The organism is Streptomyces sp. NPDC023527, from assembly GCF_055560115.1.
On the sequence record NZ_JBVHJJ010000011.1, the window covers coordinates 144,348 to 170,427 of the forward strand.

A 26,080-nucleotide genomic window follows, 5' to 3' on the forward strand; every position below is an offset into this window, starting at 1 on the left:
GCGACATACCCCAGGTCACCCCTCGACGCCCGTGGCGGTGTGGGGTGCTCCGACCGGTTTGGACTCCGGTGAGCCGCGCTGGCGGAGATAGACCGAGAGGATGGCCATGGAGGCGATGGCCAGCAATTCGGACTGCCAGTTCTGAAGCGTGCGGCTCCAGAATTCCGCCGAGCCGAGGTATCCGGTCCAGCCGATGGGGTCCTGCAGTTGGCGTAGCTGTTGTTCGTTGTAGGAGGCGACACCGGCGATGGACTGGGCGAGCCAGGAAAGTACGAAGATGGCGCCCATGACCAGCCCGAGCGAGCGGGAGTACACCCTCTGTCGCCAGCCTCCCGCGGCGGCCCAGCGCGGGGAGTCGGGGCGGGCGTGCCGGCCGACCAACTGGTCGTGATCGGATTCGGGGCCGGACTTGCCGAGCTCCTTGGATTCCGGGGAGCCGCGCTGAAGGAGCCAGACAGTGGCGGAGATATAGAGGAAGAATTGGAGGTATTCGGACTGCCAGTTCTCGGTGACGTCGACGGCGAAGTCCGAGGATGTCAGGTAGTCGGGGAAGCTGACGGTGGCCAGGCCGTCGGTGGTGAGATGGTTGTTGAATTCGGCGTGTCCGGCGATGGCCTGTCCGGCCAGCGCGAGCAGGAATGCGATCAGGAAGGTCAGCCCCAGGGCGTTGTGGCTGAGAAAACGACGCATTCCGCCGCCCGTGGTGTCCGGGGTCCTTCCCTCGCGTTCTGCCTGAGAGCGGTTCACCGGTGCATCAGCCCCAGAGCCGTGAAGTAGGCCAGGCCTCCGACGACCAGCAGCAGGCATAGGGCGAACATTGCCTTCATGGTCGCCTCACCCGCCCTTGACCACGCACTGGTACGGCCGCTGCGGACGCGGGACGCATCCGGCAGCGGTCACCTTCCACCCGCCGGGGAAGTGGGACAGGAAGACCGTGTCGTGTTCGAGGACGGCTCGCGCCTGGTCACCGTAGACGTCCACATGCCGCACCGCCCCGGCCGCCGGGAGCTTCTCCTGACCCACCGCCTGAGCGCAGGGGCTCTCGGCCGACTGTTCCAGCTCCTCGCGGGTGGCGGGGGCGAGGGCCGCGCACAGCACTTCACCCTGCCGGGCCGCGAGTGCCGCCTGGAACCGGGCGACCACGGCCAGAGCGTCGTCCCGCCGGGCGGGCAGCGCGCCGCACGCGGTCACCGCACCCATGGCGCCCATGACGGCAAGGGCCACCACCGCAGGCCCCGCCGTACCCGTCCGCCGCCGCGGCCTCCGCACCGTCATCGCCTGCGAGAAGCGTGACCCGCGCCCGTACGGGCGGGAAGGCTTGCTCTTCTCAGTCACGCTATGTGTGGTGTCCCGGCGAGGACACCACTACACCCAAATTGACCCAAATCGACAAAATGCCGCAACTGTCACCCTGGATTCAGCGGGCCGACCACAATCCGGCCCGGGCCGAGTCCAAGAAGTCAGGGGCTGTCAGACCCGAACCCCGACCGGCTGCGTGTCCTGCTATCCGCAGTCGCCGCCGGCGTTCCAGGCCGGGTCGGGCATGTATGCCAGGCCGCCGGGGACATCGCTGTGGTCACCGACAACCCGAGCGGTTCGCCGGTCGCACCAGCGGGCTGAGGTCCGCGCGGGCGGACCGATGGGCCGGCACCCGGGACGGCATACGCGCGGTCGACCAGGGGCAGGCGGTGGGCCGGTCGACCCCCTGGACCCTGGTTCCGTCGAGGACATGGCAGCGGTCGAGGAGTTGGCGGTGGCCGGGGGGCGCGGCGGTGACGCGCAGGGGTGTAGCCCGTGCCGCGTCGTACGGCCTGGCCCCGGTCGAGCGCAAGGCGTTCGGCGTCGTCCAGTTCGGCGGTGCTTGCCGACACTCACGCGCAACCGACGTCGCGGCCCCGGGCCCGGCCGACCTCACCAGCCCCGACCATGCCGAGGAGCGCTGTCGCGTCACGCGAGACCTTGCCTCTGTCTCACTTGGCTTGTTCGGTTCTCATACCGGAGACAAGGTCAGGCGTCCGTCGGCCCTGCCACGTACACGGGTTCCAGCACGAAGACGGGGATCACACGGTCAGTCGCCTCCTGATACTCGGCGTAGGGCGGATAGACGGCGACCGCACGCTCCCACCACGCGGCCTTCTCGTTCCCGCCGACCTCACGGGCCGTCATGTCCTGGCGTACCGAGCCATCCTGGAGCTCCACGTGCGGGTCGGCCTTGACGTTGAAGTACCAGACCGGGTGGCGCGGGAATCCGCCCTTCGAGGCAACGGCCGCATACCGCCCCTCGTGCTCCACGCGCATCAGCGGAATCTTGCGGATCTTGCCGCTCTTCGCACCGCGGGTCGTGAGAATGACGACGGGCAGACCTGTGTCCCACAGCGTCGTGCCCTGCGTGCCGCCCGAACTCTCATACAGCTCGACCTGTTCGCGTACCCACTGCGCCGGACTCGGCCCGTACTCGCCCTCAAGAGGCATCGCGGTCCTCCTGTCGTCGCTCGCGGATTATGTCAGGCGGACCTGGAGGTTGCAGAGGACTTGCGCCGGAAGCACACCGAGGAGCCGCAGGCCCTCCTCACCGTGTGCGCCGGCACCGAGCTGATCCGCAAGGCGGTGCGGCGCGGTGCCGCGATCACCTCGTCAACCCACCGGCGACGCCGGAGCGGGGGCGACCTCGCAGCACCCGTCGTGAGCGGGCCGAGGGAGCGAGGACGCAGTGCTCCACCTCTCCCCCGGCCGGCTGCCGCCCGTGCCGCGGCAGCCGGCCACCGCGGGACCCCGCAGTCGCACGCCCATGGCTCCCGGCAGGCGGCGGCACGGGGTCACTTCGCCACTGGGCGCGGGGGCTCATCCGTCACTGTCTCCCGCCGGCAGGATCGGTCGCCGTCCCGCCAGCAGGTCCGGCAGGCCGCGCATGTCGTCGAAGATGACGGTGCCGGGGCCTTCGAGCCAGGTCCGGGGTGTCAGCCCTCCGGCGTAGGCGAAGCAGCGCATGCCGGCGGCGCGGGCCGCCTCGACGCCGGGCCGGCTGTCCTCGACCACCGCGCACGCCGCGGGATCGACGCCCATCCGCCGCGCCGCGTACTGGAAGAGATCCGGCGCCGGCTTGCCCCGCGCGACCTCGGTGGAGCTGTAGATGCGGCCCGCGAAACGGTCGTAGAGGCCGGTGCGGCCGAGGGTATGGATCATCTTCTCGTGCGAGCCGCTGGAGGCGACACAGGTCGGCAGCGTGATCGCGTCCAGTGCCTCCGGCAGGCCCTCGACCGGCGACAGGCCGGTGTCCACCTCGCGGCGATGCAGGGCGACGAACCGCTCCCACCACCTCGCGGCCGTCCGACCGCCCAGCCGTGCGGCGATCTGATCGGTGATGGACAGCATGGAACCCCCGATGAACCGTTCGATCGCCTCGTCCTCGGTGAGCGACCAGCCCAGTTCCGCCCCCAGCAATACGTGGACCCGCATGGCGATGCGTTCACTGTCGACCAGCACTCCGTCGCAGTCGAATATCACGAGTTCAATCTGCTTGAACGTTTCTGCGGAACCGCCGTCCGGACTCTCCACAGCCTTCACCCCCTGTGCTAGCTTCCTGGGCATCAAGGAGCATGCAGGCTGCGCTGCTCGGGGGAAACATGAAACGGGCCATACCATCGGAACGGGAGATCCAGGAGAGAGCCCAGTATCTGGCACGACAGCGGAGCCTCCCCATTGTGGGCATTTCCGCTCCTGCCGTCGACCGCCCCTCACTTGAGCCGGGAAACATCAAGACGGGGGCGTCGGGACGACACATCGGCCGCGTTCTCGTATGGAATTTACCGACGTTGCGCACCTGCCCGGGCGCGAGCGACTGGTGCGCCAAGAACTGCTACAACGGGGACACCAGCGGCGAGGTCGACTTCAACCGGCCGTTGTGGTTCGCCAATGAACGGCATGCCCGCGAGGATCCGGAAGGGCTCGGCCCGCTTCTTCTCCAGCAACTGGCGGACGCCGCGAAGAGCGCGACTCCCCCCGTGGTCGCCGTCAGGGTGCACTCCTCCGGAGACTTCTTCGGTGACCGGTATGTCGCCATGTGGCGCGACATAGCCGATGCGGTGCCCCAGCACCTGTTCTGGGCCTACACGCGTTCCTGGGCGATCCCGAGCATGCTCCCCGCGCTCGACGAGCTCCGGCAGATGCCCAACTTCCAGCTCTTCGCCTCCGTCGACCACACCATGGGTGATCCTCCGGACGGCTGGCGGGTGAGCCGGGTGAGGGACCCGCGGACGCCCGGCACCGACGCGGCGAGGCCCCGCCCGAAGGTGCGACAGATCGCCTGCCCCGAGGAATACCGGGAAGGCATCGACTGCGCCAAGTGCAGATTCTGCCTGCTGCCGCGAATAGGGGATGTCATCTTCAATGTCCACTGACGCCGTCCCGCGCCCGGCCCCCTGTCCGGTTCTGATCGGTGGTCCCGCAGGGACCCGCAGAAGAGAGATCGCGGAGAGACTGAAGGACATCGGGGCCGCGGAGTCCGAAACCGATTCCTTTTCCGTGCCCGAGGCGCCCTCTTCCTCCGCCACGACGTTCTGCGCAGTCCTGGTCGACGATCAATGCTCCCCCGAAGAGGTGTCGCGACTGGCCGAACGGGCCCACCTCGTCCTTCACCATTCCCACCGCGAGAGCGCCGACGAACTCGCCCGCGTGATACGCGAGGGATTCGAGGTGCACAAGGCGTCGGATGCGTACCCGGACTGCCGGCGCATCGACCTCGACAACCGTATCGGCTATTCGGACATCGCCGAGGATTTCGTCGACGAACTGCGGCTCACCACGGCCGATTTCCACCGCGCGTCGGCTCCCCACCTGAGCCGGCTCCTGCGGGGGACGTCCGAAGGGGCCCGGCTGCTGGAAGTGGGCGCGGGCCGGGGCTGGCTGCGCGAGGCCGTGGAGACGGGCAAGGCCCGCTACTCGTGCCAGGAGTCCAGCGCCGGGATGGCCCGGTACCTGCCGGACGACGTCATGAGGGAGCCGATCAGAGTCCTGTTCGCGCAACCCGGCGGCTACGACCATGTCGTGGGCTCGCTGGTCGACGGGATGGCCTACCCCCTCGGCGTCTTCTGCCTGGCACAACTGCTGGCGCCCGCGGGGCGGATCGTGCTCACCTGGCCTTCCTCGGTGTGGTCCACCGGTCGCCGCCGCACCACGCGCACGACGCGGTTCGTCTCCTCCAACGGCAGGACGGTCCGGGGCGTCCATTCCTTCACGCCCGACCGCACCCGGACCAAGGAGCTGTTCCGGCTGGCAGGGCTGGAACTCACGGAGTTCGTCGAGTGCCCTCCGGTGCCGCCCACCGGGCGCCCCTACAGCGCCGACACGGTGCTCGCCGACGGATCGCTGCCCGAGAGTCTGGTCTCCATAGCGGTGGGGGTCCGCCAGTGAACACCTTCGAGTCGTTTCACGAGGCCTACCACCACCTGGCGGCGCTGCTCGCGAAGGAGGGCGACCGGGTGGCCGGTCCCCGGTCGAGCACCTCCGTCGGCTCCGGTTTCGGGACCGCGGACCGGGCGACCTTCGAAATCGTCTCGCCCACGGTGCGGATACGCGACCCGAGGAACCGGCTCCTTCCCGACACCTGCCGGCGCACCAGCAAGGGATTCGCCTTCGCCAACTACCTGTGGGCCCTGACACCGGGCGCGGACGCCGGCCAGGTGATCGCGTACAACGCGCGCGGGAAGGCCTTCACCGACGACAACGGCACGCTCGTCTGCGGACTCTCCCAGCGGCTCATCGGCGACGATTCCGGCTCACCGCTGCGGGATCTGATCGCGCTCATGAGGCGGGACCCGTCCACCCGCAGGGCATACCTCGGGTTCATCTACCCCGCCGATCTCCGCGACGAGCCGAGGGACTTCTCCTGCTTCGGATCGCTTCAGTTCCTGCACCGCGACGGCCGCCTCGACTGCATCGCGTCCATGCGCTCCCAGTCCTTGATCGGGGTGATGCCGTATGACGTCATCCTCCTGACCATGGTGCAGGAGACCGTGGCCAACGAGCTGGGCCTCAGGCTGGGTTCCTACTACCACCACTGCGGATCGCTCCACTACTATGCGGGCGAAGAAGGCCACCTGCGTTCGGTTCTGGGCTGCGCCGACGAGGTGGAGGCCATGCCTCCCATGCCGGCCCGCACACCGCTCGGTGTGGACGGCGCACTGCTCGCGGCGGAGAGGGAGCTCCGGCGGACCGGTCTTCTCGACGAGCGGCACCTGGAGCCGTACTGGCGGGATGTCCTCGGGTCCATGATGTGCGCCCTCACATCCGACAAGGGGTAGCGTGACGACAGGCTCGGCCGTCCTGGCGCAGGTCCGGGACCTGGTGGCCGCCCACCGCGAGTGTCTGCTGGGCGGCGAGGCCATGCCTGAGGACGCGCTCGCCGGAGTGGTGCCCTCCGAGCGCCTCCTGGACACCCTGACGCTGGGCATGTCCCTGAACTACCAGCGCAACAGCTACGCGCTCTGGCAGGCGGTCGCCGCGGCCTACCAGGACCCCGCGTCCCGATGGGTGTTCGCCCCGGCGCAGGTCCTCGAACGCGACCCCGACGACCTCGCCCGGCACCTCCTCGCGCACCGGGTCGCGCTCCAGCCGAACCGCCACCCCGCGATCTGGCGCCGGGTCGCCCGGGGCATCGCCGAGTCCTCGGCGGACGGCGACGTCCTCGGCCTGCTGACGTCGGCGGGGAGGGACGTCGGCAGGCTCGGGGACATCGTGCAGGTGCGCCGGAAGCCGGAGTTCCCCTACCTGTCCGGCCCGAAGATCTTCAACTACTGGCTGTACGTCCTGGAGCAGTACGCGGGTGTGCGGTGGACCTCCCGCGAACTGATCACCATCGCCCCCGACACGCACGTCATCCAGGCCACGGTGAGGCTCGGCCTGTGCGGGAGCGATGTGCTCGAGGGGTCGGCGGGCCACCGGGCCGCGGTCGCCCGGAGCTGGGCGGAGGTGCTGGCCGGCTCCGCCCTGGCCCCCATCGACGTGCACACCCCGCTGTGGCTGTGGAGCCGGGCGGGGTTCCCCGACATCGCGGGACTCAGGGGTGTGGCGGGACGCGAGGGCGCCACCGACTCCGCAGGCGTCGCGGGACGCGCGGAGGGCGCGGGAACCGGAAGGGAAGAGCCTTGGGTTTAGGGTCGGCGCCGGGCGGACGAGGTCCGACGAAGCTCTTCCCCAGTCCGCCGGCCCGCAGGCCGGTCCTGCTGATGACTCTCGGCTCCTTCGCTCTGGGCACCGACGCGTTCGTCATCAGCGGCGTCCTGTCCTCGGTCGGAGAGGACCTGTCGGTGTCGGTCGGCACCGCCGGTCTGCTCATCACGGTCTTCGCCGCCGTCTACGCGCTGACCGCCCCCTTCATCGCCGTCGGCACCGCCAACTGGGACCGACGCAGGGTCCTCCTGGCCGCCCTCGTCGGCTTCGTCGTCGCCAACGTCCTGGCCGCAGCGGCGCCCAACTACGCGATCATGATGGTCGCGCGTGTCGTGGCCGCCCTGGCCACCGCGCTGTTCATGCCCGCCGCGTCCGCCACCGCCGCCGCCATCGTCCCGCCCGAGGAACGCGGCAGGGCCCTGACCGCCGTGCTCGGCGGCATCACCATCGCCAGCGCCCTCGGCGTCCCCGTCGGCACCGTCATCGCCGCCTTCTCCGACTGGCGGGCCACCTTCCTCTTCGTCGCCCTCCTCAGCCTCGTCGCCCTTCTCGGTCTGGCCCGCGTGCTGCCCTCGGTGCCTCCCACGGCGGAGGCCCCCATCGCCGAGCGCGCCCGCGCGGCGGTCCTGCCCGGTGTACCGGCGATCCTGCTCGTCAGCATGCTGACCTTCTGCGGCATGTTCGTCCTGTACGCCTATCTGGAGTGGATCGCCCAGCACGTCGCGGGACTGCACGGCGGCGCCGTCGCCTTCGTCTTCTTCGCCTACGGCGCGTGCGGGGTGGTCTCCAACCTGGCGACGGGCGTACTGATCGACCGATTCCCCCCGGAGCGTGTCGCCCTGCTCTCCTCCGTCGCCCTGCTCGCGGTCATGGGGCTCCTGGCGCTCCTGGCCTTCGCCGGCACCCACCGCGCGCCGACCGTCGTCGCCCTCTTCGCGCTGGTCGTGCTGTGGTCGCTGATCGGCTGGACCATGAACCCGGCGCTGCAGAAGTGCCTGATCGACGCGGGTGGCCAGCAGGCACAGGTGGTGCTGTCGCTGTCCGGCTCGGCGGTGTACGCCGGCCAGGCGATCGGGAGCCTGGCCGGGGGACTCGTCCTGTCCCACGGGCCGGGGACGCTGGCGCTCACGGCCGTGGGGTTCCAGGTGCTGACGGTCGTGGCCGTGGTGGTGGCGACGCGAAGATCAGCCCCCTGACGCGACCTCTCCCGCCGTCGGCGCGTCCTCGCGTACCGGCGCCGTGCGGACGTCCGACCGCGCCACCGTCAGGTTGTCGTCGGCGAAGACGAACTCCCCTTCCACACGCCGGCCGGCGAGCACGTCCGCCAGCCAGTGCTTCGCGTCGTCCCACATCGCGTCGAGCGGCAGCTCGTCCACCGGGTACCAGGCCGGCGCGATCTCGTCGCACTCCCGGACGGTGCCTTCGGCCTTGTCGGTGAGGAACACCGTCACTTCCTGGTCGTAGTCCGGCCGGGCCGGGAACCGGAAGACCAGTCTCGCCGCCTGCAGGAGGTCCGCCTCGGCGACCACGAGCGAGGACTCCTCCGCCAGTTCGCGGACGGCGGCTCGCACGGGCGTCTCCCCGGGCTCGACATGGCCGCCCAAGCCGACGACGTTGCCGGCGCCGAAGCCCCGCTTCTTCCGGCCGAGCAGTACCTCCCGGCCGGCGCCGGCGGTGGTCGGGCGGGTCACCAGGCACAGGCACATCGATGTCAGGGTCATCCCCGAATCATCGCGCACGCCGACACGCCGCCGGCCTCTTTCGGCCGACGAGGGCCGGCACCTGAAAACGATCTCCGCGGGTTGAGGACCTGCCCGCTTACGCCGTGTCCGGCGGGTCATGTGAGCGGGTGGCTGGGGGTGCCCCCAACGGGATGAAGTCGGCCGAGCCCAGCGAAATCAAGCCCGTCCGCTGTTCGAGGACGCGCCCGCAGGGCGCCCGCCGCCGCAGGCGGCAAAGACGGCCCGCAGCAGGATTTCGCCCCCTCCCAACGCCCAGAACGCACATCGTGCGCACCAGGGAAATCCGCAGGTCAGTCGCGGTCTCCCGTGGGCTTGAGGATCGCCACGCACTCCACATGGTGCGTCATCGGGAAGAAGTCGAACGCCCGTAGCTTCACCGGCTTGTAGCCCTCCTCCGCGAAGTACGCCAAGTCCCGGGCCAGGGCCGCCGGGTCGCAGGCGACGTAGGCGATGCGGCGGGCGCCGAGGGAGGCGAGGTGGCGGACGGTCTGCTTGCCGGCGCCGGCGCGGGGTGGGTCGAGGACGATGAGGTCGGCCTTGTCGATGCCGGTGCGCGGGAGGACCTGCTCGACCTTGCCCTGTTCGATGCGGACCCGGTCGAGGTCCTGGAGGTTGTGGCGGGCGTCCTCCACCGCGCGCTTGCTGGACTCGATGCCGAGCACCGCGCCCTTCTCGCCGATGCGCTCGCCGAGCGCGCCCGCGAAGAGGCCGACGCCGCAGTACAGGTCGAGGGCCATGTCGTTCTTGCGGGGCATGAGGCCCTGCATGACGGCCTTGACGAGCGTGTCGGCGGCCTGCGGGTGGACCTGCCAGAAGCCGCCCTCGCCCACGCGGTAGGTGCGCTCGTCGGCGCGCTCGCGGACGAAGGGGCGGCCGTGGACGCGGTGGACCTGCTTGTCCTTCTCGCCGATGCGGAGGACGGAGACCGGCTTGTCCAGTTCCACGATCGGGAGGCGGCCGCCCGGCTTCGGGGTGAGGATGACCTGGCGGTCCGCCGAGCCCGAGGCGGCGATGGCCTCGACCGTGGCGATCTGCGGCCAGTCGCGCTTCTCGATGCCCAGCTCGCTCACGCCCGGCGCGGCGATCATGCAGTGGTCGATGACCTGGACGTCGTGGGAGCGGTGCTTGCGCAGTCCGGCGTGGCCCTCGGCGTCGACGGCGTACTGGACGCGGGTGCGCCAGGCGGGGACCTGGCCCGCCGGAAGCTTGTCGCCCTCGGCGGGCATGACCGTGCCGTCCCAGCCCGCGTCCTCGGGGGTGAGGCCCGCGAGGCGCTGGAGCTGTTCGGCGATGACCTCGCCCTTGAAGCGGCGCTGGGCGCCGGGCTTGGCGTGCTGCCAGTCGCAGCCGCCGCACTTGCCGGGGCCGGAGAAGGGGCAGGGGGCCTCGACGCGGTCCTTGGAGGCTTCGAGGATCTCCACCGCGTCGGCGCGCAGGAAGCGGGAGGTGGACTCCCCCTCGGTGATCCGGGCCACCACGCGCTCACCGGGGAGCGCGTGGCGTACGAACAGGACGCGGCCCGACTCCGTACGGGCGACGCAGTGGCCGCCGTGAGCGACCGGGCCGACCTCGACCTCGTACTCGTGGCCGACCAGCGATGCTTCGGTCTCGTGCTGCATTGCGGGTCGACTCCAATAGACAGGGGGGTGCGTCGGGACAACAGCCGTTCAGTCTACGTCCCGTCGCACCCCCCAGCGAATTCACGCCGGCGGCGGCCGTCGTTACTTCTTCGTCGCCGCCTTCTCCTTGCGCGGCTCCGCCACCGGGCCGCGCCGCACCGAACCCGGCGCGTTCCACTCGGCGCGCTTGCGGGCGCGCCGCTTGGCGGCCTCGGAGGAGTCCAGCTGCCAGGGCACGGAGGTGACCATCACGCCGGGCGTGAACAGCAGGCGGCCCTTGAGGCGGAGCGCGCTCTGGTTGTGCAGCAGGTGCTCGTACCAGTGCCCGACCACGTACTCGGGGATGTAGACGCTGACGGCGTCGCGCGGGCTCTCCTTGCGGAGGCTCTTGACGTAGTCGATGATCGGCCGGGTGATCTCGCGGTAGGGCGAGTCGAGGATCTTCAGGGGTACGTCGAGGCCGCGGCGGTGCCATTCCTCGCGCAGGGCCTTGGTCTCGGCCGCGTCGACGCTGATGCTGAGGGCTTCGAGGGTGTCGGAGCGCATGAGCTTGGCGTAGGCGAGGGCGCGCAGGGTCGGCTTGTGGACCTTGGAGACCAGGACGATGGAGTGCACCCGGGAGGGGCGGACGGTGTCGTCGGTGGGCTCGTCCTCGGCGGCGATCTCCTCGGCGACGCGGTCGTAGTGCTTACGGATCGCGGTCATGGTGGCGTAGAAGATCACCATGCCGAGGAGGGCGACCCAGGCGCCGTGGGTGAACTTCGTCAGCAGGACGACGACGAGGACCAGGCCGGTGAAGAAGGCGCCGAAGGTGTTGATCGCGCGGGAGCGGATCATGTGGCGGCGCTTGGCCGGGTCGGTCTCGGAGCTCAGGTGGCGGTTCCAGTGGCGGACCATGCCGGTCTGGCTGAGGGTGAAGGAGACGAAGACGCCGACGATGTAGAGCTGGATGAGCTTGGTGGAGTCGGCGCCGTAGAGGAAGACGAGTATCGCGGCGGCGCCGGCGAGCAGCACGATGCCGTTGGAGAACGCGAGGCGGTCGCCGCGGGTGTGCAGCTGGCGGGGCAGGTAGCGGTCCTGGGCGAGGATCGAGCCGAGCAGCGGGAAGCCGTTGTAGGCGGTGTTGGCGGCCAGGAAGAGGACGAGGGCGGTGGCGGCGGCGAGCACGATGAAGAGGAACGAGCCGTTGCCGAAGACCGCCTCGGCGACCTGGGAGATCACCGGGTTCTGGGTGTAGTCCGCGCCGACGGGCTGCCCGTCCTTGAGCAGGTCGGTGGCGGGGTGCTCGGCCATGCGGACCTTGGTGACCATGGCGAGGCCGATGATGCCGCAGAACATGGTGACGGCGAGGCCGCCCATGAGGGCCAGGGTGGTGGCCGCGTTCTTGCTCTTGGGCTTGCGGAAGGCGGGGACGCCGTTGCTGATGGCCTCCACGCCGGTGAGCGCGGCACAGCCGGAGGAGAAGGCGCGCAGCAGCAGGAAGACGAGCGCGAAGCCGGCGAGGCCCTGGTGCTCGGCGTGGATGGTGTAGTCGGCGGTGGGGGCCTTCATGGTGTCGCCCATGAGCAGGCCGCGGATGGCGCCCCAGGCGATCATCACGAAGACGCCGCCGACGAAGACGTACGTCGGGATGGCGAAGAGCTTGCCGGATTCCTTGACGCCGCGGAGGTTCATCAGGGTGAGCAGGACGATCACGCCGACGGCGCAGGTGGTCTTGTTCTCGATGACGAAGGGGACGGCGGAGCCGAGGTTCTCGATGCCGGAGGAGATCGAGACGGCGACGGTCAGGACGTAGTCGACGAGCAGGGCGCTGGCGACGGTGAGGCCGGCCTTGGGGCCGAGGTTGACGTTGGCGACTTCGTAGTCGCCGCCGCCGCTGGGGTACGCGTGCACGTTCTGGCGGTAGGAGGCCACCACCGTGAACATCAGCACCACGACCGCGACGGCGATCCATGGGCTGAAGTGGTAGGCGGACACACCTGCCACGGACAGGACGAGCAGCACTTCGCCCGGCGCGTACGCCACGGAGGAGAGTGGGTCGGAGGCGAAGACGGGGAGCGCGATGCGCTTGGAGAGAAGGGTTTCTCCCAGCTTGTCACTGCGCAGCGCCCGGCCGATGAGGATCCGTTTCGGCAGGTCGGTCAATTTGGACACGCAGAGGATCGTAAGGGTTCACTCTCCCGTACGCCCACCCGCCACCCGTCAGGACGGGAATGTGGCGTACGCCGCATCCCCGTCCCGGGCCCGTCGGGGTCGGCCGGGCTATCGGCCGTGTACGAGGGCGGGCAGGGCGCGGTGGCCGTTGGAGATGAACGACTCGACGGGGCGCAGGGTGTCGGGGTCGGCGGCGAGGGTGAGGTCGGGGAAGCGCGCGAAGAGGGCGGGCAGCGCGACGGCGGCCTCCAGGCGGGCGAGGGGGGCGCCGAGGCAGTAGTGGACGCCGTGGCCGAAGGCGAGGTGGTCCTTGACGGCGCGGGTGACGTCGAAGCGGTCGGCGTCGGCGCCGTGCAGTTCGGGGTCGCGGCCGGCGGCGGCGTAGGCGGCGACGATCGCGTCGCCGCGTTCGATGGTGGTGCCGTCGGGGAGGGTGATGTCCTCGGTGGCGTAGCGCAGGGGCAGGCTGGCGACGGGGGCCTGGTGGCGCAGGGTCTCGTCGATGACGGCGTCCCAGTCGGCCTCGCCGGCGCGGACGAGGGCGAGCTGGTCGGGGTGGGTGAGGAGGGCGTGGATGGCGTTGTCGAGGAGGTTGACGGTGGTCTCGTGTCCGGCGCTGATGACGAGCAGGAGGGTGTCGACGAGTTCCTGCTCGGTGAGGCGGGAGCCGTCCTCCTCGCGGGCGGAGATCAGGACGCTGGTCATGTCGTCGCCGGGGTCGGCCCGCTTGGCGGCGACGAGGCCGCCGAGGAGTTCGTAGACGCGTGTGTAGGTGGCGGTGACCTCGGCCGGGTCGGCACTGGTGTGGAAGATGCTGTCGACGCAGGCGCGCAGGCCCTCACGGGTGTGCTCGTCGGTGACGCCGAAGAGTTCGCAGATCACCTGGATGGGGATGGGGTAGGCGTATTCCTCGCGCAGGTCGGCGGGGGTGCCGGGCGGGGTGGCGGCGAGGGTGTCGAGCAGGTCGGCGGTGAGCTGTTCGATGCGGGGGCGCAGGGCGGCGGTGCGGCGGGCGGTGAAGGCCTTGGCGACGAGGGTGCGCAGGCGTTTGTGGTCGGTTCCGTAGGCGGTGAACATGTTCCGCACGGCGACCCAGGTGAACAGGGGCCACTCCGGTGAGATCTCACCGTTGATCCAGGCGGGCCAGTGACGGTTGGGGTCCTTGGAGACGCGGGGGTCGGTGAGGAGCTCCTTCAGGAGGGGCTGGGTGGTTATTGCCCACGCCACCACGCCACCAGGAAGCTCCACGGGCGTCGCGGCGCCTCGGGAGCGGATCCTGGCGGCCTCGCCGTGGATGTCGCGGCCTGTGGGGTCGATGGGGAGGGGGCGGAGCTTGCTTTCCATCTGCTCTCTCCATGGGGTTCGGCCTGCTGGGAGGGGTGGGGCGGGGTGGTGGTGTCGCCGGGTCCGCCGGCGGAGGCGGCGAGGTCGTGTACGGGCGCGGGGGCGGGCCTGGTGGGCTGGACCGGCGGGAAGCGCACGGGCAGGGCGGTCAGCGCGCGGTGGAAGGGGCCGGGCCGCCAGACGAGGCGGTCGGCGGAGACGGCCAGCTCCAGGTCGGGCAGGCGGTCGAGGAGCTTCTCGACGGCCACGGCCGCGATGAGGCGGGCGGCGTCCTTGGCGGGGCAGGTGTGCGGGCCGGCGCTCCAGGCGAGGTGGGCGCGGTTGCCGGTGCGCCGGTCGGACAGCAGGGCGGGGTCGGTGTTGGCGGCGGCGAAGCTGATGACGACGGGTTCGCCCGCCTGGAGGGGGACGCCGCCGAAGTCCACGTCCTGGAGGGGGTAGTGGACGGCGTAGTTGGCCATGGGCGGGTCGAGCCAGAGGACCTCGTCGAGGGCGTCCTCGACGGGCATGCTGCCGCCGGCGAGGTCGCCGGCGAAGCGGTCGTCGGAGAGCAGCAGGCGCAGCGCGTTGGCGATGAGGTTCTGCTGGGGTTCGGTGCCGGCGCCGATGAGGACGACGAGCTGGTGGATCATCTCCTCGTCGGTGAGCCGGGCGTGGTGGGCCATCAGCCAGGACGTCATGTCGGCGCCGGGGGTGGTGTGCTTGAGGCCGATGAGTTCGACGAGGCTCTGGTCGATGAGGGCGTCGGCGCGTTCGGCGTCGACGCCGTCGAAGATTCCGGAGAATCCCTCGACGAGGCGGTCGCCGATCTCGGGCGGGCAGCCGAAGAGCTGCTGGAAGACCAGGAGCGGGAGGACCTTGGCGTAGCTGCCGAGCAGGTCGGCCTCGCCGAGGGCGGCGAACCGGTCGATGAGGGTGTCGGCGCTGCGTTCGACGTAGCCGCGCAGGGCGTTGGGGTCGATGCGGGAGAGGCTGTCGGTGACGGCCTGGCGGAGCCGGCGGTGGGCCTCGCCGTCGGAGAACAGGCAGTTGGGGCGGTAGGCCATCATCGGCACGACGGGGTTGTCGGGGGCGACCCGGCCGTCGGCGAGGGCGCGCCAGCGGCGGGCGTCCTTGCCGAAGATCTCGGGGGTGCGGAGCACCTCCAGCGCGGCCCGGTAGTCGGTGACGAGGGTGGCGTGCGCGCCGGGTGCCAGCTCGACGGGGGCGGCCGGGCCCTGGGTGCGCAGCCGTGCGTAGACGGCGTGCGGGTCGGCGGCGAAGTCGGGCCCGTACAGGGGGGTGGGGGCCTGGTGGGCGGGGCAGCCCGGGGGTGGCGCGGACGCCGGTGGGTGGCCGGCGTCGGGGTGGTGGGTCACACGGGCTCCTGGGCGGTGTGGGGCAGGTGGCTCTGTCGCCTCTGGAGGTATTCGACGAGGGCGATGAGCGCGCGGGTGGAGGAGATCCGGTCGCGGGCGTCGCAGGTGATCAGCGGGGTCTCGGGGAGCAGGTCGAGGGCTTCGCGGATCTCTTCCTCGGGGTGGGCGGGGGCGCCGTCGAAGTGGTTGACGGCGACGGCGTAGGGCAGGCCGTGTTCCTCCAGGAGTCCCATGACGTCGAAGGACTGGTCCAGGCGGCGGGTGTCGGCGAGGACGATGGCGCCGAGGGCGCCCTGGGTCATGTCCTGCCAGAGCCGGGTGAAGCGCTGCTGGCCGGGGGCGCCGAAGAGGTAGAGGACGAGGCTGTCGCTGAGGGTGACGCGGCCGAAGTCCATGGCGACGGTGGTGGTGGTCTTGCCGTCGATGCCGGCCAGGTCGTCGACGAGCGCCCCGGCCTGCGTCATGGTCTCCTCGGTGCGCAGCGGCCGGATTTCCGACAGGGAGCCGACGAAGGTGGTCTTGCCGACGGCGAAGTGGCCGACGACGAGGAGTTTCGCGGCGGTCCGTACGGTCTGCCGCAGGTAGACCGCACCCTCAGAGGCGAGCGCGGAGTCCATCGAGCACCTCCTGAAGGATCTGGGCCTCGGGGAGCTGTGCCGAGGGGATGGGGGCCCGGGTGATGAGGTGACCGCTGTCGACGAGGTCGCCGAGCAGCACCTTGGTGACGCTGACGGGCAGCACCAGGTGGCCGGCGATCTCGGCGACGGACAGCGGTCCGCCGAGGCAGAGTTCCATGAGCCGGCGCTTTTCGGGGCTGAGCCCGCCGAGCGGCCGGTCGTGCTGGGCGATGACCAGGGTGACCAGGTCGAATGTGTTGCGGGTGGGGTAGGCGCGGCCGTCGGTGACGACGTACGGCCGTACTAATCCTTGTCCGCGCCTCGGCGTGGGTGGGGTCATGCCGGGCTGCCGCCCTGCCAGGCGCCCTGCCGGGGCGGGCTGGTGAGTTCCTTCCCGAGCCGGTCGACGAGCTTCTGCATGCGGTAGGTGACGGCTTCCATGTCGACGTGTTCGGTGGTGGACACGGCGAGGTAGGCGCCGGGGCCGGCGGCTATGAGGAAGACGTAGCCGTGGGCGAATTCCACGAGCGTCTGCCGCCAGGGGCTTTCCTGGTGTGCCTGGCTGGTGCAGAACTCCGAGGTGGAGCGGCTGATGGACTGGAGCCCGGAGAGGGCGGCCGCCTGGCGTTCGGCCTCGTCGCGGTCGATGCCCTCGGAGCGGGCACGCAGCATGCCGTCGGCGGAGAGGAGGATCGCGTGCCGGGCCTCCGGCATCTTCACGACCTCGTCGAGCATCCAGCCCAGCTCGTTGTTCAGGTGGTCGTTCACGCTGGGGGGTTCCCTTCATCGTCTTCGGGTGCCTGGTCGAGGGGGCCGGCGTGGCGGGGGTTGTGGGGGGCTCGGCCGGAGCGGGTGCCGCGCGCGAAGGCGCCCATGCGCCGGGCGGTCTCCTCCGGGGTGCGTTCGGCCGGGATGCCCAGGGGGGTGCCGGCGGGCGGGGTGCCGCCCGGTGTCGTGGGCGGGGTGCCGCCGGGTGCCTCGGGGGGCAGCGGCGCGGCGGTGCCCTGCGGTGGGGTGGCGGTGGGCTGCCTGCGGCGGCGCTTGGGGAGGCCGCCGGCGGTGGCTCCGGTGACGGCGCCGGGCGCCGACGCGGGGGCCGGTCCGGCGGTCGCCCGGGGCGCGGCCGGGGGCGGGAACGCGTCGGGGGCGGGGCTCGCGGGGCTTTCGGGGGGTGCGGGCGCCTGCGCTGGGGGGCGTGCGGACCTGCGGGCGCCGGGGGGCGCCAGCGGTGTGGTGTCGGGTCCGTCGAGTTCGAGGTGGGTCAGCAGCGCGCTGGGCAGGAACAGCACGGCTCGTACGCCGCCGTAGGGCGAGCGGGTGTCGACCGAGACGCTGAAGCCGTAGCGGGCGGCGAGCACGCCGATGACGGGGAAGCCGAACTGCGGGGGGTCGCCGAGCCGGGAGACGTCCACGGTCCGCTGGCCGGACAGCAGCGCGGCGGCCCGCTGGACCTCCTGGCCGTCCATGCCCACGCCGGCGTCGTCGATGACGACGCAGGCGCCGTTGTGCACGGGCTGGAGGCCGACCTCGACGGTGGTGTTGGGCTGGGAGTGCCGGGCGGCGTTGTCGAGGAGCTCGGCGACGGCGAGCACCACCGGTTCGACGGCCCGGCTGACGACGGCGAGGTCGGCCTGGCTGTGCACCTTGACGCGCCGGTAGTCGCGGATGCGTGAGGTGGCGCCGCGGACGACGTCGGTCAGGGGCGAGGCGGTGCGCTGGCGGCCGGGCCAGGAGCCGCACAGGACGGCGATGGCCTGGGCGCGGCGGCCGAACTGGGAGTTGGCGTGGTCGATCTGGAGCAGGTCGCGCAGCACGTCGGGGTTGTCGTGCCGGTCCTGCATGTCGGAGATCGCCAGTTGCTGTTCGTGCGCGAGGCCCTGGAGGGCGCGCATGGATGCCTTGAGGGCGGCCTTCGCCGACTGGTCGGCGCGGGCCTGTGCCTTGTCCACGGCCCGGGTGAAGAGGTCCATCACGGACTGCAGGCCCTGGGCGAACACGGTGCCGGTCAGGCGCTCGTCGAGCAGCCCCGGCAGGGGTACGGGCTGGTGCATGGAGGCCGTGACGGCGGGCAGCCGCACGGTGACCAGGTGCCGTATCTCCGTGTCACGTGCCTGGAGGCTGTCCTCCAGGGCGGCGACGCGCCTGCGCACGGCGGCGGTGATTCCCCGCTGACGTATCAGCAGCACCGCCACGGCGACCAGCGCGACGGCCAGGCACCAGCTCACCACCTCCGATATGTGATGTGACATCAATTCCTCGTGGACGAAGGGGACATGGGGCGGGGGTACCTTCCAGCGGCGGCTGGGGGAGGGACAGGGTCGGCGTCCTGACGTCCCGTCCAAAACGGAAGACGCCGATCATCCTAACCACGCCGTCGGCCGCGTGGCCGATCTTCGCCGGGAGTGACCGAACAGACATCCGCCCACCCGGAGCCCTCCGGCGCGGCCGGGGCGCCGGGGCCGGAGGTCCGGTCCCGGTTCCCCTCCCCCGCACCCCCGGGCTCACACCTGTGACGCGTGGGATTCAAGGAAGCCCGGGGCCCGGTCGGCGGACGGGGATCGGCCCGCCGGGGCCATTGCGGATACGGTGGTCCTGTGCGTCGGCGCGGAGAAGATCCCGCGGGCGCTCGGCGTCGATACCGCGAGCCCTTGGCGTCGCGGGCCCGTGAGCCGAACGTAGAACAACAAGGGAAGATGTGAGCAGGTTGTTGGTGCAGGTCAGCGCGGTAGTCCGGAGCACGGGGTAATCGTCATGCACATTGTGATCATGGGCTGTGGGCGAGTGGGCTCGGCCCTCGCGCAGACCCTTGAGCAGCAGGGTCATACGGTCGCCGTGATCGACCAGGACCCGACGGCCTTCCGGCGTCTGGGCTCCGGGTTCGGCGGCCGGCGGGTGACCGGCGTCGGCTTCGACCAGGACACCCTGCGCGAGGCGGGCATCGAGGAGGCCGGCGCGTTCGCGGCGGTCAGCAGCGGTGACAACTCCAACATCATCGCGGCCCGGGTGGCCCGTGAGATGTTCGGCGTGGAGAACGTCGCGGCCCGTATCTACGACCCGCGGCGCGCCGAGGTCTACCAGCGGCTCGGCATCCCGACGGTGGCCACTGTCCGCTGGACGGCCGACCAGATGCTGCGGCGGCTGCTGCCGTCCGGCGCGGAGCCGCTGTGGCGTGACCCGAGCGGGGGTGTGCAGCTCGCCGAGGTGCCCGCCTCGGACGCCTGGGTGGGCCACAAGATCAGCAAGCTGCAGGACGAGACCGGGGTCCGGGTCGCGTTCCTCACCCGGCTGGGCGAGGCGATGCTGCCGTCGTCGCAGACGGTGCTGCAGGAGGGCGACCTGGTGCACGTGATGATGCGCACCGACGAGGTCGAGAAGGTCGAGGCGGCGTTCGCCCAGGGACCCGAGGAGAGCCACTGATGAGGGTCGCTATTGCGGGTGCCGGCGCGGTGGGCCGTTCCATCGCGGGTGAGCTGCTGGAGAACGGGCACGAGGTGCTGCTCGTCGACAAGGCCCCGACCGCCATCTCGGTGGAGCGGGTGCCGCTGGCGGAGTGGCTGCTGGCCGACGCGTGCGAGATCACCTCGCTCGACGAGGCGGCGCTCCAGCGCTGCAACGTGGTGATCGCGGCGACCGGTGACGACAAGGTCAACCTGGTCGTCTCGCTGCTGGCCAAGACGGAGTACGGGGTGCCCCGGGTCGTGGCCCGGGTGAACAACCCCAAGAACGAGTGGCTCTTCAACGAGTCCTGGGGCGTGGACGTGGCCGTGTCCACGCCGCGTCTGATGTCCGCGCTGGTCGAGGAGGCCGTGAGCGTCGGCGACCTGGTGCGGCTGATGCGCTTCAGCCAGGGCGACGCCAACCTCGTGGAGCTGACCCTGCCGCCGGAGTCCGCGCTGGCGGGCACCCGGGTCGGGGACGTGGACTGGCCGGAGGACACCTCGCTGGTCACCATCATCCGTGGCAACCGGGTGCTGACGCCCACCCGGGAGGACTCGCTGGAGCCCGGCGACGAGCTGCTGTTCGTCGCGGCGCCCGCGCGCGAGGAGCAGCTGGAGGACCTGCTGTCGGTCCGCAAGGACATCGCCGGCTGAAGGCCCTGAGCACGAGCTGAAGGCCCGGGCACGACGCGGAACGCCCTGGCACGACGCGGAAGGCCCCGGGAACCCATCGGTTCCCGGGGCCTTCCCGGCGTTGTGGCGCCCGCGGCGTCAGTGGCGCGGCGGCTGCCGGTCGGCGGCCTCGGCGTGGGCGCCGTCGACGACGTTCTCGGCCCACTCGGCGAGCAGCGGCTCGACGACCTTCTCGGCCTCCGCGGTCTCCGCCTTCTCGCGCTCGGCGGCCTCGGCGGCCTCCAGCTCGGCGAAGACGTCGATCGGCGGCGGCGCCTTGGCCAGGAAGATCCAGGTCAGATAGACCGAGAGCAGCATCGGCGGGATGCCGAGGGCCACCTTGACCCAGCCGAGCTGGGTGGCGTCGCCCCACCAGTACAGCGGGAAGAGGATGGCGGACTTGGCGAGCAGGATCAGGCCCCAGGCCCAGCTCGCCTTGGTGTACGCGGTCTTGCGGCCGGGGTTGCGGGTGCGCCAGGAGAGGTTCTCCTTGAACACCGGGCCCAGGATCAGGCCGAGCAGCGGATAGCCGAAGAGCGAGGTGACGATGTACGCCACCGCCAGCCCGAGGCTGTAGAGCATGCCCGGCAGGTAGAAGTTCTTGGCGTCGCCGGACATCATCGCGAAGACCGCGCCGAAGGCGACCCCGAAGACGCCGCTGAAGGCGTGCTTGAGGGTGTCCTTGCCCACCAGGCGGGCCACGCCCAGCACCACGGACAGGCCCAGGGCGGCGATGGCCGCGATGTGGATGTCCCGCTTGACGGTGTAGATCGCGACGAAGACCAGGCCCGGGACGGTCGTCTCGACCATGCCCCGCACCCCGCCGAACGCCTCGAACAGGGCGGCCTCGGTGGCCGATCGCGCGTCGGCGCCGGCGGCACCCTGCCCTTGCCGGTCCGGCGGCGCGGCCGCCGGACCGTCCGTCGTCCGGTCCGTCGGCTTGTCGAGAGACGTCACCCGCTACTCCTGTCCGACTGGTCGGAGTTCGTACTTGGGATTGAACAGCACCCGGCGGCCACGACTCATGGATATCCGGCCGGAGGCGATCAGCTTACGGCCGGGTTCGATGCCGACGATGGAACGGCGCCCCAGCCACACCACGTCGAGCGCGGCCGACCCGTCGAACAGCTCGGCCTCCAGCGCGGGCACTCCGGCACGCGGGCGGAGGGTGACCGTCCGCAGCGTGCCGGTGACCTTGACGACCTGGCGGTCGTCGCAGTCGCAGATCTTGGTGCAGCCCACGGCCTCCGCGTCCTGCTGCAGCTCGGCCGAGTGCAGGTCCTCCTGCGAGGTGGACAGCCGGTCGAGCATCCGGCGAAATCGGCCGGTCGGCTTCTCGGAACGGGGTACGGCGGTCATGAATCCAGCGTACCGGGCGCCCTCCGGGCGGGTGGCCACACGACCGCGGCCGGAGCGCTTTGTCCGCAAAGGCCGGAGGGGCCGGTCCGGGGGAGGGCTTCGATCGCCGGACGGGCTCGATGGGCCCGTCGCGGCACGTCGAGCCCGTTCCGGTCACACCTCGAACCGGTACCCCATCCCCGGCTCCGTGATGAAGTGCTTCGGGTGGGAGGGGTCCTGCTCCAGCTTGCGCCGCAGTTGCGCCATATAGACCCGCAGGTAGTTCGTCTCGGTGCCGTAGGAGGGGCCCCAGACCTCCTGGAGGAGCTGCTTCTGGCTGACGAGACGGCCCGTATTGCGGACGAGGACCTCCAGCAGGTGCCACTCGGTCGGCGTGAGGCGTACGTCCTTGCCGCCGCGGTTGACCTTCTTCGCCGCGAGGTCGACGGTGAAGACCGCGGTCTCGACGATCGCGTCGTCGCCGGCGGCGGCCGGCCCCGTGGGCTCGGCGCGGCGCACCGCGGCGCGCAGCCGGGCGAGCAGCTCGTCCATGCCGAAGGGCTTGGTGACGTAGTCGTCGGCGCCGGCGTCGAGCGCCTCGACCTTCTCGTCGGAGGTCTGGCGGGCCGAGAGGACCAGGATGGGCACCCGGGTCCAGCCGCGCAGCCCCTTGATCACCTCGACGCCGTCCATGTCGGGCAGGCCCAGGTCGAGGATGACGACGTCGGGGTGGCGGGCGGCGGCGAGCTGGAGGGCGGTGGCGCCGTCGGGCGCGGCGTCGACCTCGTACTTCCGCGCCTTGAGGTTGATCACGAGAGCGCGGACGATCTGCGGCTCGTCATCCACCACGAGCACCCGGTTCATGCGGAACCACCTCTGCTGTTCGTTCGGGCCCATCCGCTGGGCCCGGGGTCTTGGTCGGGGAGCTGTCCGTACGGCACGGCGTGGGGGTTCACGAGGTGGCCTGGGCCGGGAGGTCCGGGCGTACGGGCGGGCGGCCGGGGGCGGCGCGCAGGGTGAGGACCATGGTCATCCCGCCGCCGGGGGTGTCCTCGGCGGCGAGCGTGCCGCCCATGGCCTCGGCGAAGCCCCGGGCGACGGCGAGGCCGAGGCCGACGCCGGCGCCGCGCGGGGCGTCGCCGTAGCGCTGGAACGGCTCGAAGATGCGGTTCTTGGCGCTGTCGGGGACGCCGGGGCCGCGGTCGGCGACGCGGACCTCGACACGCTCGCCGAGGGCGCTGGCGGCGACGTGGACGGGTGTGCCGTCGGGGCTGTACTTGACGGCGTTCTCGACGATGTTGGCGACGCTGCGCTCCAGCAGCCCGGGGTCGACGGCGACCATGGGCAGCGTCTCGGGGATGTCGAGGGTGACGCTGCCCTCGGGGACGCCGCCCAGTGCCATGGGGACCACCTCGTCGAGGTCGATCTCGCGGATCAGCGGGGTGACGGTGCCGGTCTGGAGACGGGACATGTCCAGGAGGTTGCCGACGAGGTGGTCGAGGCGGTCGGCGCCGTCCTCGATGCCGGCCAGCAGCTCGGCCTCGTCCTCCTCGGACCAGGCGACGTCGTCGGAGCGCAGGGAGGTCACCGCGGCCTTGATCGCGGCGAGCGGGGTGCGCAGGTCGTGGCTGACGGCGGCCAGCAGGGCCGTGCGGATGCGGTTGCCCTCGGCGAGCTGCTCGGCCCGCTGAGCCTCGCCGACGAGCCGCTGCCGGTCCAGGACGACCGCGGCCTGGGCGGCGAAGGCGGCCAGTACCCGGCGGTCCTCGGCGGGCAGGACCCGGCCGGAGAGGGCGAGGGCCATGTTGTCGCCGACGGGCATGTCGACGTCGGCGTCCTCGGGCCGCAGCAGCGGCTTGCCCGTGCTGGTCACCACGCTGCTCGCGCAGGTCCACGGGTCGACCTCGCTGGCCCGCTCCAGCAGGGCGACGGACTCCATCGCGAAGGTCTCGCGGACCCGTTCCAGGAGCGCGTCGAGGCTGGTGTCGCCGCGCAGGACGCTGCCGGCGAGGAAGGAGAGGATCTCGGACTCGGCGCGCAGCCGGGCCGCCTGGTGGGTGCGGCGGGCGGCGACGTCCACGACGGAGGCGACCGACACCGCCACCGCGAAGAAGATCACGATGGCGACGAAGTTCTTGGGGTCCTGGACGGTGATGCTGTGGATGGGCGGGGTGAAGTAGTAGTTCAGCAGCAGCGAGCCGAAGGCCGCGGAGGCGAGGGCGGGCAGCAGTCCGCCGAGGAGGGCCGCGACGACGGTCAGGAAGAGGAAGAGCAGGACGTCGTTGGCGAGGCCGGGACCGTTCTCCAGCGAGGTGAGCAGCAGGGACAGCAGCGCGGGGGCGACGACGCCGGTGATCCAGCCGGCGACGATGCGGGGCCGGCCGAGGCGGGCGCCGCGGGCGACGGGCAGGCCGCGGCCCTTGGCGGCCTCCTCGTGGGTGACGATGTGCACGTCGAGGTCGGGGCCGGAGTCGCGGGCGACGGTCTGGCCGACGCCGGGGCCGAAGACGTACTGCCAGGTCTTGCGGCGGCTGGAGCCGAGCACGATCTGGGTGGCGTTGACCCCGCGGGCGAACTCCAGCAGTGAGGCGGGCACGTCGTCGCCGATCACGTGGTGGAATGTGCCGCCGAGGTCCTCGACGAGGGTCCGCTGGACGGCGAGCTCCTTGGGCGAGGCCGAGGTCAGCCCGTCGCTGCGGGCGATGTAGACGGCGAGGATCTCGCTGCCGGAGCCCTTGGCGGCCATGCGCGAGGCGCGGCGGATGAGGGTGCGGCCCTCGGGGCCGCCGGTGAGGCCGACGACGATGCGCTCGCGGGCCTGCCAGATGGTGGAGACGCTGTGCTCGGTGCGGTACTGCCGCAGGTATTCGTCGACGCGGTCGGCGGTCCACAGCAGCGCCAGCTCGCGCAGGGCGGTGAGGTTGCCGGGGCGGAAGTAGTTGGAGAGGGCGGCGTCGACCTTGTCGGGCTTGTAGATGTTGCCGTGTGCCATCCGGCGGCGCAGTGCCTGGGGCGACATGTCGACCAGTTCGATCTGGTCGGCGCGGCGCACGACCTCGTCGGGCACGGTCTCGCGCTGCCGGACGCCGGTTATCGACTCGACCACGTCGCCCAGCGATTCGAGGTGCTGGATGTTGACGGTCGAGACGACGTCGATGCCGGCCTGGAGGAGTTCCTCGACGTCCTGCCAGCGCTTGGTGTTGCGGGAGCCGGGCACGTTGGTGTGCGCGAGCTCGTCGACGAGGGCGACGGCGGGGCGGCGGGTGAGGAGGGCGTCGACGTCCATCTCGGTGAAGACGGTCCCCCGGTAGGTGATCTCACGTCGGGGCACCTCCTCCAGGCCGTGCAGCATGACCTCGGTCCGGGGGCGGTTGTGGTGCTCCACGAAGCCCACGGCGATGTCGGTGCCGCGTTCGATACGACGGTGCGCCTCGGAGAGCATCGCGTACGTCTTGCCGACGCCCGGTGCCGCACCGAGGTAGATCCGAAGCTTGCCGCGTCCCATGGCCTCATTGTCTTCCACGATGCGCGACGGTGTTCGGGCCGGTTCTCCGGCCCGAGGTGCAGCACTGCCGCGTACGGTCGACCTTACGGCCACGGTTTTGGACATTTCGGGCGGTAGGCGGTCGTCCGTCCGGTATTGACGCAGCTCTGACGCCCGCCCCCGGTGACCTCAGCGGCTCTCGACCAGCAGGTCGGCGAGCTTGGCGAGGCGCTTGACCGAGCGCTCCTCGGTGGCGGCCACCGCCGGGGCGGTGCGCTCGGCGCCTTCGTAGTAGGCGCCGTTGACGAGCTCCACGGCCGGGTCGCACAGCCGTACGACGTGGGCGGCGCCGTCCGCCGCCGGGGCTCCCTCGTGCCCGTACACCGGCAGCAGCGCCGTCGCGCACACGCCCGGGTCGACGCTGACGGCCGTCACGCGCGGGTCGGCGGCGAAGACGGTCAGGGCGAGCTGCGACTGGGCGTAGGCGGCGAGGCGGGAGTAGCGCTTGACCCGGTTGGGGTCGCTCCACTGGATGGAGGCCGTGCGGTGCAGCGCCGAGGAGACGTTGACGACGCGGCCGCCGGTGCCGGAGGTGAGAGGGGATTCGAGGAGGTGGGTGAGGAGGTAGTGGGCGAGGAAGTTGACCTGGAGGGAGACCTCGTTGCCGTCCTCGGTCACGGTGTGCCGCTCGGGGGCGGCGATGGCGGCGTTGTTGACCAGGACGTCCAGCCGCGGGTGCTCCCGCGCCACCCGGTGGGCCAGCCGCTCGACCTCTTCGAGGCGGGTGAAGTCGGCGGCCATGGGGCACAGCCGGTCCGCCTCGACCCCGGCGGCGGTGAGCCGGCCGACCGCGTCGTGCGCCTCCTCGGCGGTCCGGGCGTGCGCCAGCACGGTGGCGCCGCGCAGCGCCAGCAGCCGGGCGGTCTCCCAGCCGATGCCGGAGGCGGCACCGGTGACGAGTACGGTGCGGCCGGCCCAGGAGGCCGGGCGCGGGGACTGCGGGTCGAGGTCAGGCATGGTCCATCCGGGGTCATGAGGGCGCGCGCCCGTCGTGGGACGGGCGCGGCGAGGAGGAGTGGCCGAGCGCGGCCATCGGGACGGCCGTGCTCGTACGTCCATGCAACTGGCCCCCGCCCGCCGGGACAACG

25 protein-coding genes are annotated in these 26,080 nt (G+C 71.3%); 7 read left to right on the forward strand and 18 right to left on the reverse strand.

Annotated elements, in window-relative coordinates; all coding sequences use genetic code 11:
- Positions 1-15 precede the first annotated feature (15 nt).
- From ACZ303_RS22380 to ACZ303_RS22395, 4 genes are all read right to left on the reverse strand, one after another.
- Complete coding sequence (locus ACZ303_RS22380) at positions 16-690, reverse strand: DUF6766 family protein (protein WP_467341627.1); 675 nt, start codon at positions 688-690, stop codon at positions 16-18.
- A 144-nt stretch (positions 691-834) separates the two neighbouring features.
- Positions 835-1,335, reverse strand: a complete 501-nt coding sequence (locus ACZ303_RS22385; protein ID WP_467341628.1) for a hypothetical protein — start codon at positions 1,333-1,335, stop codon at positions 835-837.
- 672 nt (positions 1,336-2,007) lie between these two features.
- Positions 2,008-2,472 carry a nitroreductase family deazaflavin-dependent oxidoreductase gene (locus tag ACZ303_RS22390; protein WP_467341630.1) on the reverse strand — a complete coding sequence of 155 codons (465 nt, stop codon included), beginning with the start codon at positions 2,470-2,472 and terminating at the stop codon, positions 2,008-2,010.
- A 369-nt stretch (positions 2,473-2,841) separates the two neighbouring features.
- Positions 2,842-3,504, reverse strand: coding sequence for an HAD family hydrolase (locus ACZ303_RS22395; protein ID WP_467341632.1), 663 nt, complete (start codon positions 3,502-3,504; stop codon positions 2,842-2,844).
- 119 nt (positions 3,505-3,623) lie between these two features.
- Here ACZ303_RS22395 and ACZ303_RS22400 point away from each other — a divergent pair, with 119 nt between their 5' ends.
- From ACZ303_RS22400 to ACZ303_RS22420, 5 genes are all read left to right on the forward strand, one after another.
- Positions 3,624-4,397 (forward strand): GP88 family protein, encoded by a 774-nt coding sequence (locus ACZ303_RS22400; protein WP_467341867.1) that lies wholly within the window; start codon positions 3,624-3,626, stop codon positions 4,395-4,397.
- Positions 4,398-4,521: 124 nt separating this feature from the next.
- Positions 4,522-5,409 carry a class I SAM-dependent methyltransferase gene (locus ACZ303_RS22405; protein WP_467341633.1) on the forward strand — a complete coding sequence of 296 codons (888 nt, stop codon included), beginning with the start codon at positions 4,522-4,524 and terminating at the stop codon, positions 5,407-5,409.
- Positions 5,406-6,299 carry a thymidylate synthase gene (locus ACZ303_RS22410; protein ID WP_467341634.1) on the forward strand — a complete coding sequence of 298 codons (894 nt, stop codon included), beginning with the start codon at positions 5,406-5,408 and terminating at the stop codon, positions 6,297-6,299. The genes ACZ303_RS22405 and ACZ303_RS22410 overlap by 4 nt, the downstream gene beginning before the upstream one ends.
- A 1-nt stretch (position 6,300) precedes the next feature.
- Positions 6,301-7,152, forward strand: a complete 852-nt coding sequence (locus ACZ303_RS22415) for a hypothetical protein (protein WP_467341636.1) — start codon at positions 6,301-6,303, stop codon at positions 7,150-7,152.
- Between the two features lie 71 nt (positions 7,153-7,223).
- Positions 7,224-8,363 (forward strand): MFS transporter, encoded by a 1,140-nt coding sequence (locus ACZ303_RS22420; protein ID WP_467341638.1) that lies wholly within the window; start codon positions 7,224-7,226, stop codon positions 8,361-8,363.
- On the opposite strand, the gene ACZ303_RS22425 is transcribed toward ACZ303_RS22420, so the two are convergent.
- The 9 genes from ACZ303_RS22425 to ACZ303_RS22465 form a co-directional block, all read right to left on the reverse strand.
- On the reverse strand, positions 8,352-8,888 hold the full coding sequence (locus tag ACZ303_RS22425) for an 8-oxo-dGTP diphosphatase (protein ID WP_467341640.1): 537 nt from the start codon (positions 8,886-8,888) through the stop codon (positions 8,352-8,354). The genes ACZ303_RS22420 and ACZ303_RS22425 overlap by 12 nt on opposite strands.
- 311 nt (positions 8,889-9,199) lie before the next feature.
- Positions 9,200-10,528 carry a class I SAM-dependent RNA methyltransferase gene (locus ACZ303_RS22430; protein ID WP_467341642.1) on the reverse strand — a complete coding sequence of 443 codons (1,329 nt, stop codon included), beginning with the start codon at positions 10,526-10,528 and terminating at the stop codon, positions 9,200-9,202.
- Positions 10,529-10,630: 102 nt separating this feature from the next.
- Complete coding sequence (locus ACZ303_RS22435; protein WP_467341644.1) at positions 10,631-12,682, reverse strand: APC family permease; 2,052 nt, start codon at positions 12,680-12,682, stop codon at positions 10,631-10,633.
- A 108-nt stretch (positions 12,683-12,790) separates the two neighbouring features.
- Positions 12,791-13,912, reverse strand: coding sequence for a cytochrome P450 family protein (locus ACZ303_RS22440; protein WP_467341869.1), 1,122 nt, complete (start codon positions 13,910-13,912; stop codon positions 12,791-12,793).
- Complete coding sequence (locus ACZ303_RS22445) at positions 13,894-15,384, reverse strand: cytochrome P450 (RefSeq protein WP_467341646.1); 1,491 nt, start codon at positions 15,382-15,384, stop codon at positions 13,894-13,896. The genes ACZ303_RS22440 and ACZ303_RS22445 overlap by 19 nt, the downstream gene beginning before the upstream one ends.
- Positions 15,381-16,001, reverse strand: a complete 621-nt coding sequence (locus tag ACZ303_RS22450) for a GTP-binding protein (protein ID WP_467341648.1) — start codon at positions 15,999-16,001, stop codon at positions 15,381-15,383. Before ACZ303_RS22450 ends, ACZ303_RS22445 begins: the two co-directional genes overlap by 4 nt.
- Entirely contained in the window at positions 15,979-16,341 is a 363-nt protein-coding gene (locus ACZ303_RS22455; RefSeq protein ID WP_467341650.1) for a DUF742 domain-containing protein, read from the reverse strand. The genes ACZ303_RS22450 and ACZ303_RS22455 overlap by 23 nt, the downstream gene beginning before the upstream one ends.
- A complete protein-coding gene (locus ACZ303_RS22460; RefSeq protein ID WP_467341871.1) occupies positions 16,338-16,736 on the reverse strand; it encodes a roadblock/LC7 domain-containing protein in 399 nt (132 codons plus the stop codon). The genes ACZ303_RS22455 and ACZ303_RS22460 overlap by 4 nt, the downstream gene beginning before the upstream one ends.
- Positions 16,737-16,765: 29 nt before the next feature.
- Positions 16,766-18,250, reverse strand: a complete 1,485-nt coding sequence (locus tag ACZ303_RS22465) for an ATP-binding protein (protein WP_467341652.1) — start codon at positions 18,248-18,250, stop codon at positions 16,766-16,768.
- 502 nt (positions 18,251-18,752) lie between these two features.
- Between ACZ303_RS22465 and ACZ303_RS22470 the strand changes: the two genes are divergently transcribed.
- Positions 18,753-19,418 carry a potassium channel family protein gene (locus tag ACZ303_RS22470; RefSeq protein ID WP_467341654.1) on the forward strand — a complete coding sequence of 222 codons (666 nt, stop codon included), beginning with the start codon at positions 18,753-18,755 and terminating at the stop codon, positions 19,416-19,418.
- The gene (locus ACZ303_RS22475) at positions 19,418-20,092 is read left to right on the forward strand and encodes a potassium channel family protein (RefSeq protein WP_467341656.1); all 675 of its coding nucleotides are present in this window, start codon (positions 19,418-19,420) and stop codon (positions 20,090-20,092) included. The genes ACZ303_RS22470 and ACZ303_RS22475 overlap by 1 nt, the downstream gene beginning before the upstream one ends.
- 117 nt (positions 20,093-20,209) lie before the next feature.
- Here ACZ303_RS22475 and ACZ303_RS22480 read toward each other — a convergent pair whose 3' ends face one another.
- The 5 genes from ACZ303_RS22480 to ACZ303_RS22500 all read right to left on the reverse strand — a co-directional run bounded on the left by ACZ303_RS22480 (position 20,210) and on the right by ACZ303_RS22500 (position 25,949).
- Positions 20,210-21,067 carry a DUF3159 domain-containing protein gene (locus tag ACZ303_RS22480; RefSeq protein WP_467341658.1) on the reverse strand — a complete coding sequence of 286 codons (858 nt, stop codon included), beginning with the start codon at positions 21,065-21,067 and terminating at the stop codon, positions 20,210-20,212.
- A gap of 3 nt (positions 21,068-21,070) precedes the next feature.
- Entirely contained in the window at positions 21,071-21,469 is a 399-nt protein-coding gene (locus tag ACZ303_RS22485) for an OB-fold nucleic acid binding domain-containing protein (RefSeq protein WP_215079367.1), read from the reverse strand.
- Between the two features lie 153 nt (positions 21,470-21,622).
- Entirely contained in the window at positions 21,623-22,312 is a 690-nt protein-coding gene (locus ACZ303_RS22490) for a response regulator (RefSeq protein ID WP_467341661.1), read from the reverse strand.
- 88 nt (positions 22,313-22,400) lie between these two features.
- Positions 22,401-24,953: a DUF4118 domain-containing protein gene (locus ACZ303_RS22495; RefSeq protein ID WP_467341663.1), complete on the reverse strand. Its 2,553-nt coding sequence runs from the start codon at positions 24,951-24,953 to the stop codon at positions 22,401-22,403.
- Between the two features lie 168 nt (positions 24,954-25,121).
- Positions 25,122-25,949: an SDR family NAD(P)-dependent oxidoreductase gene (locus tag ACZ303_RS22500; protein ID WP_467341665.1), complete on the reverse strand. Its 828-nt coding sequence runs from the start codon at positions 25,947-25,949 to the stop codon at positions 25,122-25,124.
- Positions 25,950-26,080 lie beyond the last annotated feature (131 nt).